Consider the following 13461-nt stretch of genomic DNA (forward strand, 5'->3'; position numbering starts at 1 on the left):
CCTGCGGCGGAACCGGCGCGGGGCCCGGCGCGAGCCGGGCCCCACGGGTTGTCAGGACAGCTGCGGCACGTCGATCCGGTCGATGTCCGGAGCGTATCCGTCTGCGCTGTCGAAGGTGATGGTGTTGGCACCCGCCTTGAGCGCGACGGGGACGTGGACCGTCTCGACGGTGCCCCAGTCCCCCGTGGACGGGAACTTGTGGCCGGTGGCGGCGCCACCGTTGGCGGAGACGCGGACGGTGCGGGCGTCACCGCTGACGTAGGCGACCTCGACGAGGTAGGTTCCGGACTTCTTCACCACGACGTCGTTGAAGCGCAGCGAGCCTCCGAGGTAGAGGTTGCCGACCTTGCGGCCGGCGGAGCAGGCGCCGCAGTCGCCGACGGAGGCGTTGCCGGCCAGGGTGTTGCCCGGGGCCTCGGCCTCGTAGGCGGTCGTCGGCTGGGCGTGGCCGCCGCGCGGGGTGACGGTGAACAGGCGGGAGCCGTGCGCGGGCAGGGTCTCGGTGATCCTGTTCTTGTGGGCGCCGAGGTTCTGGTGGCTCCACACGTCGCGGACGGACGCGTTGCCGGAGAAGCCGAGCGAGGTCCAGTCGGCGGTGACGGCCGCGGGTGCGTCGGCGAGGTTGAACAGGGCGACGGTGTAGCTGCCGTCGGCGTTCCGCGCGGCCCAGACCTGCTGGTCGTCGGAGGGGGTGACCGGGCGGGCTGGCGGGGTGCTCGACTGGTTGAGCGCGATGACCTCGCGGTTGGTCAGCAGGGACAGCCCGTAGTCGTCGAGACGGGTGAGGTCGTCACCGGTGTAGAGCGGGGACTTGGCGATCGCCCACAGCGTCATGTAGCTCTGCCGCTCGGCCTGGGTGAGGCCGTCCATCGCGCCGTTGCCGACGTCGAGGGAGTCGAGGTCGTTCCAGCCGCCGGGACCGCCGTGCCGGCTCCACGCGGCCGCGTCGTCGAAGCGGTCGTCGACGGAGTTCTCCCAGGTGACCAGGGTGTCGCAGTAGCACTCCACGTCGGTGTCGATGCGCCAGCCGTTGGAGTACTTCTTCCAGTCGGCGACATGGCCGATGTCCAGCGACCAGGACAGCTCGAGGTGGATGGGACGGCCGGTGGCGGCGATGGCCTTCTGCCAGGCGGCGATGTCGGCGCGGTTGTCGTAGTTGTCGCCGCTCTTGAAGGAGCCGGGGCCGACACCGTCGATCTTGAGGAAGTCGTAGCCCCAGTCGGCGATCATGCGCGCCTGGGAGTCGACGTACTTCTGGGCGCAGGGGTCCGAGAAGTCGATCTTGTATGAGCTGTCCCAGCCGTTGGTGGTGCGCAGGTCGTCGTAGACGATGTCGGCGGTGGTGCAGCCGGCGGCCTTCCAGATCGGCACCGTGCCGTCGCCGTAGGCCTCCTTCTCCAGTCCGACGGGCAGGTAGATACCGGCCTTCAGGCCCTTGCCGTGGATGTGGTCGGCGACCGCCTTCATGCCGCGCGGGAAGCGCTCGGGGTCCGGGGTCTGCCGGCCGTACGCGTCGAACTCCGGCTTCCAGGACTGGTCGCGCCACCAGCCGGCGTCGAGGTTGACGTAGCTGTAGCCGTACTTCTTCAGCTTGGCGGCCAGCGCGTCGGCCTGCTTGAGGACGTTCGCCTCGGTCAGGTAGCTGTAGTCGCCGGTGGGGTTGAGTCCGGGGTACTTGGAGGACTGCATGCTCCAACTCGACCAGCCCATGTAGGGCTTGGCGGCGACCTGGTGCGCGGTGGTGCTCGAGGCGGCGGCGTTCGAAACGCCGGCGTTCGCAGCGGCGGGGGCTGCGGCCGCGCTGCCGGGCCCGGTCGCCTGGGCGGCCGGGACGGCGGCCGACACGCCGGCGGTGAGGGCCAGGACGAGCAGTGTCCTGGCGGCGGTCGAGGGCAGGGTGGAGCGTGAGGGTGACCTCATGGGTCGGACCTCCTGGGATGGGGTACGGCGGTTGCGGTGCGGGTGGTGTCCCGGGCCGTGGGGCGTCAGCCCTTGCCCGAGCCGATGGTCAGACCGCTGATGAACTGCCGCTGCAGCGCGAAGTACACCAGCAGCGTGGGGACGGCGGTCATCAGGGCGCCGGCGGCGATGAGGTTCGGGTTGGTGAAGTACTGGCCCTGCAGGTTGGCCAGGGCCGAGGTGATGGGCCGCTTGTCGCCCGTCTCGATGAGCGCGAGCGGCCAGAAGAAGTCGTTGTAGATCCAGATGGACTCCAGCGTGGCCAGCGCGGCGAAGGCCGGCCGGCACAGCGGCAGGATGATCTGGAAGAACTGCCGCCACACCGGGGCGCCGTCGACGAGTGCGGCCTCGGTGATCTCCCCGGGGATCGTCTTCATGTAGTTGCTCAGCACGAAGGTGCAGAAGCCGCACTGGTAGGCGATGTGGATGGCGATGATGCCCCAGGTCGAGTTGTACAGGAGCAGCGAGTCGCTCATCCACGCCGGCAGCGGGAGCAGCAGGTAGAGCCGGTAGAGCGGGGTGATGAGCACCTGCGCGGGCAGCAGGTTGCCCGCGGTGAAGAGCATCAGCAGCGCGATGTTCCAGCGGAAGTCGAAGCGCGAGACGAAGAAGGCGACCGCCGCGGAGAACAGCAGGGTGCCCAGCACCGACGGGACGGTGATGAGGACCGAGTTCCAGAAGAAGTGCGGCATGCCGGACTGGTTCCAGGCGTCGGTGAAGTTCTGCAGGCTGATCCCGCGCGGCCAGGACAGGTAGCCGTGCTTTGCGGTGTCCTCGTAGGGGCGCAGCGAGGTGTAGACGGCCCACAGCAGCGGCAGCAGCCACAGCAGCGCGATCGCGGCGAGCATCACGTGCCGTCCGGTCTGCCGCGGGGGCCGGGACGCGGCACCGCCGCGCGGCGGGGTGTCGCGGGGGCGGGTGGGGGCGACGGGCGGCGGCGTGGCGGTCGTGGTCACCGGTCCTCCTTGCGGAAGTTCTGGACGAGGAAGGTCCCGATGGCGGCGAGGGAGACCAGGAGCAGGACGACCGCGAGGGCGGAGCCGTAACCGATGTGGCTGGACTCACCGATGATGTTGTCGGTGATCAGCAGCGACAGCAGTTCCATTCCGGGCTTGCTGCCGACGCCGCCGCCGAGCACGTAGACGACGTCGAAGGCCCGCAGGGACTCCATGACGGTGACGACCAGGATGATGACGTTGACCGGCTTGAGGGCGGGGAAGACCACTTTCAGGAAGGTCTGGCGGCCGTTGGCGCCGTCGAGGGCTGCGGCCTCCTTCAGGGCCGGGTCGAAGCCCTTCAGCCCGGCCAGGTAGAGGATCATGATGTAACCGGTGTGCCGCCAGGCCGAGGCGACCAGGACGGCCCACAGGTTGAGGTCGGGGTCGCCCAGCCAGTCGATGTGCCGCCCTGGTGCCACCGCGCCCAGCGCACTGTCCAGCAGACCCGTGTCGGGGTTGTAGATGATCTCCCAGATGAGGCCGACGACGGCCAGGGAGAGCACCATCGGCAGGAAGATCGCCGTCTGGTAGACGCGGGTGAAGCGGAGCTTCCGGTCGAGCTGGTACGCGAGGAAGACCCCGAACGGGGTGGGCAGCAGCGCGGTGAAGAGCAGCCAGATGACGTTGTTCCGCACCGCCGGCCAGAACGGGGGGTAGTTGGTGAAGATCTGGTGGTAGTTGTCGAGCCCGACCCAGTGGATGTCGGACAGGTAGATGCCGTCCCAGCTGGTGAAGGACAGGCCCATGGAAGCCAGCGCCGGCAGCCAGACGAAGACCAGCAGGGCGAGCAGCGGCACGCCGACGACGACGGCCAGGAAGAGCCGGTCGCCGGCGCCGAGCCGGCGGGGGCGGCGGGGCGCCGCGGTGGCGTCGGGCACGGGGGCCTTGGGCGAGGGCGGTGCGGCGGGGGACGCGGAGGGCACGGTGAACCTTTCCGGTCCGGTCAGGAGGTGAAGAAGCGCGAGCGCTGCGACTCGATGCGCTTCAGCAGGGCCGAGCCGTCGTCCGGGCGGCCCAGCCACTGGGTGAGTCCGGGAAGGAGGACGGTGGAGATGAAGCCGGGGTCGCTGTCGCGGTCGGCGAACTGGGTGATGTGCTTGGCGGAGGCGATGAGTTCGGCGGACTTCTTCTGCAGCGGGTTGTAGGAGCCTGTGTCGGCCTGGGCGTTGACGGCCACGTTGCTGGGGTCGACGCCCATGTAGAGGTTCTCCGCCTTGGCGGTGCCGAAGAACTCCAGGAGCTCCTTCGCCCCCTTCTCGTTCTTGGGGCGGCGGCTGAGCATGAAGCCGTCCGTGGGCGCCTCGACGGCGTCCTGCCCGTTGGCCGGGTCGATCTCGGGGAAGGGGAAGAAGTCGATGTCGGCGCGGAGCGCCTCGTCGGAGATCTGCTGGCCGAGGAAGAGGCCGATGACCGCCATGCCGGACTTCTTGTCCAGCAGCGACTGCGCCGCGTCCTGCCACGAGCGTCCGCCGGCGCCCTGCTGGTAGTAGGGGCTGATCTCGCGCCACAGGTCGAGGGTGGTGGCGGCGCGCTTGTCGGTCCAGGAGACCTCGCCGCGCATCAGGGACATGTGGAACTCGTAGCCGTTGGCCCTCAGGTTGAGGTAGTCGAAGGCGCCGAGGATGCTCCATGCGTCGCCGCCGCCGTAGCCGGAGGCGATCGGGGACAGCCCGTCCTTCTTCATCCGCTTGGCGAGCGCGGTGAACTCCGACCAGGTGCGCGGGACGCTGTAGCCGCGCTCCTGGAACAGGCTCTTCCGGTAGAAGACGCCCCAGGGGTAGTTGTAGAGCGGGACGAAGTAGAACTTGCCGTCCTCACCGCGGGAGAGCTGCTTGGTGGCCTCGCTGAAGCCGCCGCCTATCTTCTCCCACACGTCGTCAAGGGGGGCGGCGAGGCCCTTCTTGGCGAAGTACTGCATGCGGTAGCCGGCGAACCAGGTGAACACGTCGTCCGGAGTGCCCTGCAGATAGCTGGAGATGCCCTTCTGGAAGCTGTCATGGTCGACGGTGTTGGTCTTGACCGTCAGGCCGCTCTCCTTGGCGAAGGCCTTGGTCACCGCCGCGTAGGCGGCCTTGGGCGTGGCGTCGGCCCCGTTGGATCCGAAGGTCACCGTCTTGGGGTCGGCCGCCGGTCCCCCGCCGCAGGCGGTGAGCAGGGGGGCGGCGAGTGCCGCGGCTCCGAGTCCGAACAGTCCGCCGACCACGGTACGGCGGCTGGTCTGAGGCGTGGTCAGGACGGTGCGGCTCTGCAGCGTCATCGCTACTCCTAGTACGTGTCTGATCTGATGAAGGACTGGATCGCGGTGGCCGCGGCCCCGCGTGCCCACTCCTCGAAAGGCAGCGGCCGCGTCCGCAGGTCGCACTGCGCGGCGGTGCCGAAGGCGGAGGCGGCGAACGCCTCGAGGATCTGGTCGGCGAACAGGTCGTGGGCCACCAGGCCCTCACCCGAGATGATCACGCGCTCCGGGCCGAAAAGGTTGGCCACCGAGCCGATGGCCCGGCCGATCGCCTCGCCGGCCCGCGCGTACACCTCCCGGGCCCCCGGATCGCCCGCGTGGGCCAGGCGCAGTGCCTCGGAGGCGTCGGCCACGGGGGCGCCCGTCGCCTCGCGGACGGCTCGGACGATGGCGGGGTCCGCCGCGATCGCCTCCACACACCCGCGGTTGCCGCAGTGGCACGGCGGTCCCTCCGGGTCGATGGACAGGTGCCCGAGTTCACCCGCCACCCCGTACGCGCCCGACACCACCCGCCCGTGCACGACGAGTCCGCAGCCGATGCCCGCCCCGACCGTCACCACGGCGAAGTCGGACAGGCCCACCCCGGCGCCGAACCACTGCTCGGCGACGGTGAGCGCCCTGACGTCGTTGTCAACGGTCACGGGCAGGCCCGTGGTCATCCGAGCCAGTTCGGCCAGCGGGATGTCGCGCCAGTCGAGGAACGGCGAGTAGCGCACCACGCCGCCGGCCCGGTCCACGTCACCGGAGACCGCGATGCCCACGCCGCTGACGGGGACGTCGAAACCGGCGGCCTCCGCCTGCAGTTCGTGCACGAGGGCCGCCGCCGCCTCCAGGACGGCCCTGGGGTCGGGGGCGGCCAGCGGCACGTGCCGGGCGGTGCGGATCCGGCAGCACAGGTCGGTGAGCACACCGATGATCTCGTCACCGGTGATCTTGAGGCCGATGAACAGCGCGCGGCCGCCGTCGACCCGTACGGGGTTGGCCGGCCGCCCAAGGGAGGTGCGCGCCTCCTCGTCCACGTCCTCGACGAGGTACCCGGCCTCGATCAGCGGCCGGACCGCCTTGGTGACCGCGGCCGCCGACAGCCCGGCGCGTCGGGCGACTTCGGTGCGGGTGAGCGGGCCGTGGCACAGGACGGTGGTGAAGATCTGGGAGACGGCCGGCGTGTGGGCCGGGAAGGCCTCCGCCGGCGGGATCGAGCGCATGGCCGGGAACCTAGGCAGGTTTTTTTCTGCTGTCAATAAAATAAGCAAGGTTCCTGGGAAGTTGTTCCAGTGAGGGAGTGTCAACTTCGAAAGCGCGGGGCGAGCTGGGTGTTGACATCTGATCCAAGGTAAGGATTGGCTGCCGACTGACCCCTGGCGACACCCGAACGTGAGGACCCATGCCCGTGATCACCCATGCCCCGGACACCGGGATCTGGCTGCTGAGCACCCCGCGCACGTCGTACGCGCTGCGGATCGACGTCACCGGTGCCCCCTGCCACATCGCCTGGGGCCCACGGCTGACCCTCGAGGAGGCGGCGGAACTCGCCGTCCCCCCGCAGCCGGAGGCGAGCAGCTTCGAAGGCCGGCCGCCGGTGGGCGAGGAGCTCCCCGTCGACGGCGGGGCCCGCTTCGGGCCGCCGTCGCTCCAGGTCCGGTTCCCCGACGGGACACGGGCCTTCGAGTGGCAGCCGGTGGGCCACGAGGTGGAGGAAGCCGCGCCCGGTGTAAGCGAGTTGGCGCTGCGGTTCCGCGACCGCGTCCACCCCCTGGAGGTCACCCTGCGGTACCGGGTGCACGACGACAGCGACGTCATCGAGCGGCGCACCGTCCTGCGCAACGCGGGCGACCGGCATCTCACCGTGCTCCGGGCCGACTCCGCCGCATGGAGTCTGCCGCCGCTGCCCGACTACCGGCTCAGCCACGTCACCGGGCAGTGGTCCGCGGAGAGCAGGCTGCACCGGGACCGGCTGCCGCACGGCGAGACCGTGCTGACCAGCCGCCGCGGCATCACCAGCCACCACGCCAACCCGTGGGTGATGCTCGACGCGGGCGACGCCACCGAGACGCACGGCCGGGTGTGGAGCGCCGCCCTGGCCTGGAGCGGCAGTTGGCGCATCACCACGCAGCGCACCCCCGACGGCCGGGCCGGCGTCACGGGCGGCGCCGGGCACGACGGGACGAGCGTCCCGCTGGCCCCCGGCGAGGAGTTCACCACGCCGGTCTTCGCGGGCCTGTACAGCGACGACGGCTTCGGCGCCGCCAGCCGCACCTGGCACGAGTACGCCCTGGCCCATGTCCTGCCGCACCCGCGGGAGATCGCGCCGGTGCTCTACAACTCCTGGGAGGCCACCGGCTTCGACGTCGACGAGCCCGGCCAGACGGCACTCGCCGTCCGCGCCGCCGCGCTCGGGGTGGAGCTGTACGTCGTCGACGACGGATGGTTCGGGGCGCGGCGCGACGACCGCGCGGGGCTCGGCGACTGGACCCCGGCCGCCGACCGCTTCCCCTCCGGGCTCCGCCCGCTCTCCGACGAGGTGCACCGTCTCGGGATGCGCTTCGGCCTGTGGGTGGAACCGGAGATGGTCAACCCCGACAGCGATCTGTACCGCGAGCACCCGGACTGGGTGCTGCACGTCCCCGGCCGCGCCAGGACCGAATTGCGCAACCAGCTGGTCCTCAACTTCGCACGGCAGGACGTCGCCGACTGGGCGTACGGCTGGCTCACCCGGCTCGTCGCCGACAACGGCGTCGACTTCCTCAAGTGGGACATGAACCGCGCCTTCAGCGAGGCCGGCTGGCCCGGCCGCGAGGACGGGGCCGACCGGCTGTGGACGGACTACGTGCACAACCTCTACGGGGTGATCGACCGGCTCCGGGCCGACCACCCACGGCTGCGCATCGAGTCCTGCAGCGGCGGCGGAGGCCGGGTGGACCTCGGCATCCTCTCCCGCACCGACCAGGCGTGGACCTCCGACAACACCGACGCCGCCGACCGCGTGTCCATCCAGCACGGCTACGGCCAGCTCTACCCCGCGCGCACCATGGCGGCCTGGGTGACCGACGTGCCCAACCAGCTGACCCACCGCCAGGTGCCGCTGCGCTTCCGCTTCCATGTCGCGATGGCCGGCGTGCTCGGCATCGGCGGTGACCTCACCCGCTGGTCCGAGGAGGAACTGGCCACCGGGGCCGAGCTGGTGGCCGAGTACAAGCGGGTCCGCCACCTCGTCCAGCACGGCGCGCTGCACCGGCTGCGCGGCCCCGAGGAGGAGGGCCCGGCCGTGGTGGAGTACGCCGCGCAGGACGGGAGCGAGGCCCTGGTGCTCGCCTGGCAGCTCGTCCACCGGCACGGCGGCCCGCGGGGACCGGTGCGGCTGGGCGGCCTCACGCCCGGGGCCCACTATCGCGACACACGCACGGGGACCGTGCACCACGCGGCCGTGCTCGCCGGGTACGGGCTCACGCTGGATCTGCCGTCCGGCGACTGGGCCAGCGCGGCGGTGCACCTGGTCCGCGTCCCGGCGCGGGACGACGCATGAGCGCCCGGGCGGCCCGCGCCGCGCGCCGCGCATCTGGGCAACTGCGCAAACCCGAAGTCGTCGGATCTTGTCCAGCATGACGTGACACCGTCAAGGTGAGCTCCGTCCTCCGTCCCGAACACCCGCCGGCCCTCTGCACGTTCCTCACCCCTCATCACGAAGGGCGTTGCATGTCGCACCGCTTCAGACGAGCACGTTTGACGGCACTCGCCGCCTTGTTGTCCACGATCGCCGTTCCAGCCGTCGCCGCCCACGCCGCGGACCCGGAGGCCCAGGCGTCCCGGTCCGCGGCCCGCACGGCCGCCGACGCCGCCGCCGCGCACTCCCTCACCCTCTCCGATGGCTCGGTGCTGCGCTGGTCCGACGACGGGTCAGGCGTCCTGACCCGCAAGGACGGCACCACCCGGGCCTTTCCCGTGGCGACCACGAAGGGCCGCAGCGCGTTCGGCGACCCGCTGACCCCTTCGGCCGAGATCCTCCAGCGCAGGGCCGAGGCCGCCGCGCTGACGCCGTACTCCGTGGGCGCGTCCGCGGGCGCCCGCTCGGCGGTCCGCCCCCAGACGATGAACTCCGGCGCCGTGCCGCTGCCGAAGGGCGTCCTCGCGGCTCTCGAGAGCATCGGCGGCAAGAGCGCGGCCGCCCCTTCCGCGGCGGCCGCCAAGGACCTGCCCACCAACGAGGGGCTGACGACGTCCTTCCAGTCGTACCTCAACGCGGGCGGCGTCAACGCCGTCGGCGCCTTCCAGGACACCGCCGCCTACCTCGGCGCGCTGCCCGGTGAGGGCCAGATCATCACCAACGTGTCGCTCGGCGACCTCACCGACCAGAGCATGGCCGACGCGGGCGACGACTACGTGCGCCTCAACGGGCCCACCACCGTGCTCCGCGCCGGCCAGCGCTACCTGGACTTCCCCTCCCTGCCCCTGATACCCACCTACACCAGCGACAACAAGGGCCGCCTCGACCCGACCGGCTCCATCGAGGGCCAGGACCCCAACCTCGCCGAAGTGCTGCTCGACTTCTCGATGATGGCCCCGCTGCCGCACGACCGGCAGCGCCCGGAGGCCACGGGGAGCGGCGCGACCGACCTGCTGGGCATCGCGCCCGGCGCGAAGTACCGGCTCGTGGTCCCCGAGGAGCCCTCCGCCCCGGGCATCGCGGCCGCGCTGCGGGCCGCGGCCGCCCAGAAGCCGCGGCCGAACGTCATCACCGCGAGCCTCGGCTTCGGCACGGACGGCACCATCGGCTTCCCCTCGCGGTGGCTGGAGGACGACCCGGAGATCAGGGACACCCTGCGCTCGATCGTGGACTCGGGGATCGTCGTGGTCGTGTCGTCCAACGACGGCACGCGCCTCGGCCTGCCGGTGTCCGTCGGCCCCGACGGCGGCAGCACCCCGACCGACGTGACGACGGACAGCCGCGCGCAGACGTCCTACGAAGACGTCGCGCCCACCACCACCCCCACCGTGGTGCGCGACACGGGGGTGATCGCCGCCGGCGGCACCACCGTCGACGACACGCTGAGCTCGGACGACGTGCGCACCGCGGTCTATCCGACGACCCGCTACAACGGGTCCGCGGGCTACTCCTCGGGCTTCGGCTCCCGGATCGACCTCGCGGCGCCCGGTGACAACCTACCCTCGCTGCTCCACACGCCGGAAGGACCGGACGTGGTGCTCAACGGCGGCACCTCGGCCTCCGCTCCGATGATCGCCGCCGCGGCGGCGAACGTGCTGGCGGCCGCCGAGGCGACCGGGCAGGAATTCAGCCCGCGCGAGGTCAGGAAGCTGCTGGTGGACACCGGCCGCCCGATCGCCCAGCCCCCGCAGGCCGACCGGGAACTGCACATGGGCACGCAGCTGGACGTGACCGCCGCGGTGGAGAAGGTGCTCGCCAAGCGCCACCACCTCACCCCGGCCGCGGTGCGGATGTCCGTCGCCGAGCGCCAGCTGATGTCGGTGAGCCCGACCACCTCCTTCGTCGAGGCCACCGACCCCGCCGCCATCGACCTGGCCGGCCCCGCGGACGGCGCGGGCAACCCGTCCGGGCAGAACGCGATCTCGCCCATCACCTTCGGTCTCGACCTCACCGGCGGACACGGCAAGCTGACGTACCGTCTGCGCGTCGACGACCGCGGCACGATCCCGTCCGCCGGCCCCAGCCTGCGTGTCCTGCCGCGTGAGCTGCTCGCCGCCGCCGGGCTGCCGCTCGTCTCCGACGAGACGCGCAGCGTCCAGGTGACGTTCGAGGCGCTCTCCAAGGGCAAGGTGGTGGCCTCGGCCGCGCGGCGGCTGACCTTCACCCCGACCGACGGCACGTATGTGCAGCCCCAGGCCCCGACCACGCCTGGCTCGGCGCCGCTGGGCAAGCCCGTCACCGTGCACTACGACCTCACCGGGCTGCGCGGCGCGACCGCCCCCGAGCTGGTGCTGTCCTCGGTTGGCCACTGGACGCCGTTCACCACGGCCGACAAGTGGCGTGCCCACTGGCGCACCCGCCTCACCGGCACCAAGGGCACCGTGACCATCCCCGCGTCCGCCTTCGAAGCCGGCGGCGCCGGGCTCTACGGCGTCGGGATCACGCTCTACGACGGCCAGCTCTTCGGTGACTTCCGCGCCCTGCGCATCGGTCCCGGGGCCGATGAGCGCCCGCAGGCGCCGCTGCTGGGCCAGGGGAAGTCCGCCACGGCGCACAGCATCGAACTGAGCCGGCCCTCCCCGAAGCTGACCGTCTCCTGGGACGCCTCCACGGTCCGGAAGGCCGACGGCGCGGCCATCGAGTTCCTCACCCCGGCGCCCACCCTCTACGGGGCGCTCAACACCGCCACCAACCAGAACGGCAGCGGCCGGGACGACAACGGTGTCGACCACGCCTCCACCCTCTTCCGAGCCCTGCCTTCGGTGAAGGGCCGGACGGTGCTCGACCTGGAGGCGCTCGGCCTGCCGACCGGTCTTCAGTACCCGGTCAGAATCCTGCCCACCCGGGCGGGCAAGCCGATCGGCCAGGCCTCGCCCACGTCGTTCGTGGAGTACCTGGACGGCGAGACGGTCTCCGGCACCCTGGAGAACTTCGAGGTCAGCAACGGCACGGCGCTGATCGCCACCGACGACTTCGCCGAGGACGCCGACGGCTGGGCCCACCTGCGGGGCTCCACCACCGCCACGTACTCGCTGTCCGAGGGCAAGCTCGGCAGCACGGTGTCCCACGAGACCGGGACCTCGATGATGCAGATGGTGCTGGGGGCCGACCCCGGCACGGGCCACACCCTCGTCGCCCACCGGCCGTTCGAGGGCGCCATGCTCCCCGAGGTCGACCTGCGCGACACGGCGACCGGTGAGCGCGTCCGGCTCAGCGCGCTCGACCCGGGCACCGGCTCGACAGCGGTCTACTACCTGGGCGGGGTCGTGGACCCGGCCCGGCACCGGGCGGCCGTGTCGACCTTCGACGGGGCCACCGGAATCGCCTCGCTGTGGATGGTCGACATGGCCACCGGCAGGGTCTCCGCGCCGATCCCGCTCAACCCCGACAGTCCGGGGCGCGCCTTCAACAGCATCTCCTTCGACGCCTCGACCGGCACCTTCTTCGCCGCCACCAGCGGCACCCTGGGGCCCTGCCTCTCCGGGCGCGTTCCCTACTGGGCCGTGTCGGTCGAACCTTCCACCCGCACGGTGTCGCCGCTGACCACCATGCCCGACTGCACCGCCGGGCTGCTGCCCGACGGCAAGGGAGACCGGGTCTACGTCGCCGCGGGACCCATCACCTCCACGGGCGATCTCCCGCCCAGCACCTGGCGCTCGGCCGACCAGAAGTCCCTGTCCACCGCTCCTGCCACCGACCTGGGCACCCGCGGCGTCATGTGGCCGGTGCTCGACACCCGGCACCACGTCGCCCTCGTCGCCAGCCTCTATGAGGAGGCCACCGTCGGCGACAACAACGCCCTGAGCGAGATCACCGTCCTCGACCCCGACTCCGGGAAGGTGCTCGCCCGGCACCCCGTCGCCAACCTCGTCAACTCGACCATGAGCGTCAGCAACTTCGACTTCACCAGCCGGCGCGGCCTGCACATCGACCCCGCCACCCGCACGGTCTTCCTGGTGAACCCCTGGGCCAGCGGGCTCCAGCGGTTCACCTACTGACCGCACACCCCAGGAGGCCGGGTCCGCCACCCAAGTGGCGGACCCGGCCTCCTGCTCGTCCGGCCACGCATGTGCTAGATTGGCAGAGTTGCAGTTTTGGTACCCATGAACTTCTTGTGCACCTGCCGGGATGCGACCCCAGGTGCATTTTTTGTTTTTTCCGGTCTTTCCGGAGGGGTCATTGCGGCGACGGAAGTCCGCAAAGTGCGGCCTTCGTGTACTGCTCCCAAAGGAGATTCCCATGGCGACCGGCACCGTGAAGTGGTTCAACTCGGAAAAGGGCTTCGGCTTCATCGAGCAGGACGGCGGCGGCGCCGACGTCTTCGCTCACTACTCCAACATCGCCACCCAGGGCTTCCGTGAGCTCCAGGAGGGCCAGAAGGTGAGCTTCGACGTCACGCAGGGCCAGAAGGGCCCGCAGGCGGAGAACATCGTCCCGATGAGCTGACCCACCGGGGACGCACAGGGCCGGCACCCCACGGGGTGCCGGCCCTTCCTCATGCGCGCGTCCATGCGCGCGTCCCGGCAGCGCGGGACGGCGGCGCGGGACGGCGGGCGGGGGGGGGGGGGGGGGGGGGGGGGGGGGGGGGGGGGGGGGGGGGGGGGGGG

The 13461-nt window shown here is 71.3% G+C and carries 8 protein-coding genes; 3 read left to right on the forward strand and 5 right to left on the reverse strand.

The genetic code is table 11. The annotated features are described in order from the left end of the window. Nucleotides 1-51: 51 nt before the first annotated feature. The 5 genes from AC3ET4_RS25980 to AC3ET4_RS26000 form a co-directional block, all read right to left on the reverse strand. Nucleotides 52-1920 (reverse strand): alpha-galactosidase D, encoded by a 1869-nt coding sequence (locus tag AC3ET4_RS25980; RefSeq protein WP_431953481.1) that lies wholly within the window; start codon nt 1918-1920, stop codon nt 52-54. Nucleotides 1921-1985: 65 nt separating this feature from the next. Next, nucleotides 1986-2915, reverse strand: coding sequence for a carbohydrate ABC transporter permease (locus tag AC3ET4_RS25985; protein ID WP_431953483.1), 930 nt, complete (start codon nt 2913-2915; stop codon nt 1986-1988). Further along, the gene (locus AC3ET4_RS25990) at nt 2912-3880 is read right to left on the reverse strand and encodes a carbohydrate ABC transporter permease (RefSeq protein WP_431953485.1); all 969 of its coding nucleotides are present in this window, start codon (nt 3878-3880) and stop codon (nt 2912-2914) included. The genes AC3ET4_RS25985 and AC3ET4_RS25990 overlap by 4 nt, the downstream gene beginning before the upstream one ends. Nucleotides 3881-3900: 20 nt before the next feature. After that, a complete protein-coding gene (locus tag AC3ET4_RS25995) occupies nt 3901-5214 on the reverse strand; it encodes an ABC transporter substrate-binding protein (RefSeq protein WP_431953487.1) in 1314 nt (437 codons plus the stop codon). A gap of 8 nt (nt 5215-5222) precedes the next feature. After that, nucleotides 5223-6398, reverse strand: coding sequence for an ROK family transcriptional regulator (locus AC3ET4_RS26000; protein WP_431953489.1), 1176 nt, complete (start codon nt 6396-6398; stop codon nt 5223-5225). A gap of 179 nt (nt 6399-6577) precedes the next feature. Between AC3ET4_RS26000 and AC3ET4_RS26005 the strand changes: the two genes are divergently transcribed. The 3 genes from AC3ET4_RS26005 to AC3ET4_RS26015 all read left to right on the forward strand — a co-directional run bounded on the left by AC3ET4_RS26005 (nt 6578) and on the right by AC3ET4_RS26015 (nt 13300). Then, nucleotides 6578-8716, forward strand: coding sequence for an alpha-galactosidase (locus AC3ET4_RS26005; protein ID WP_431953491.1), 2139 nt, complete (start codon nt 6578-6580; stop codon nt 8714-8716). Between the two features lie 197 nt (nt 8717-8913). After that, on the forward strand, nt 8914-12852 hold the full coding sequence (locus tag AC3ET4_RS26010; protein ID WP_431953493.1) for a S8 family serine peptidase: 3939 nt from the start codon (nt 8914-8916) through the stop codon (nt 12850-12852). A 241-nt stretch (nt 12853-13093) separates the two neighbouring features. Further along, nucleotides 13094-13300: a cold-shock protein gene (locus AC3ET4_RS26015; protein WP_431953494.1), complete on the forward strand. Its 207-nt coding sequence runs from the start codon at nt 13094-13096 to the stop codon at nt 13298-13300. Nucleotides 13301-13461: the final 161 nt, after the last annotated feature.

Source organism: Actinacidiphila sp. bgisy167, assembly GCF_057707665.1.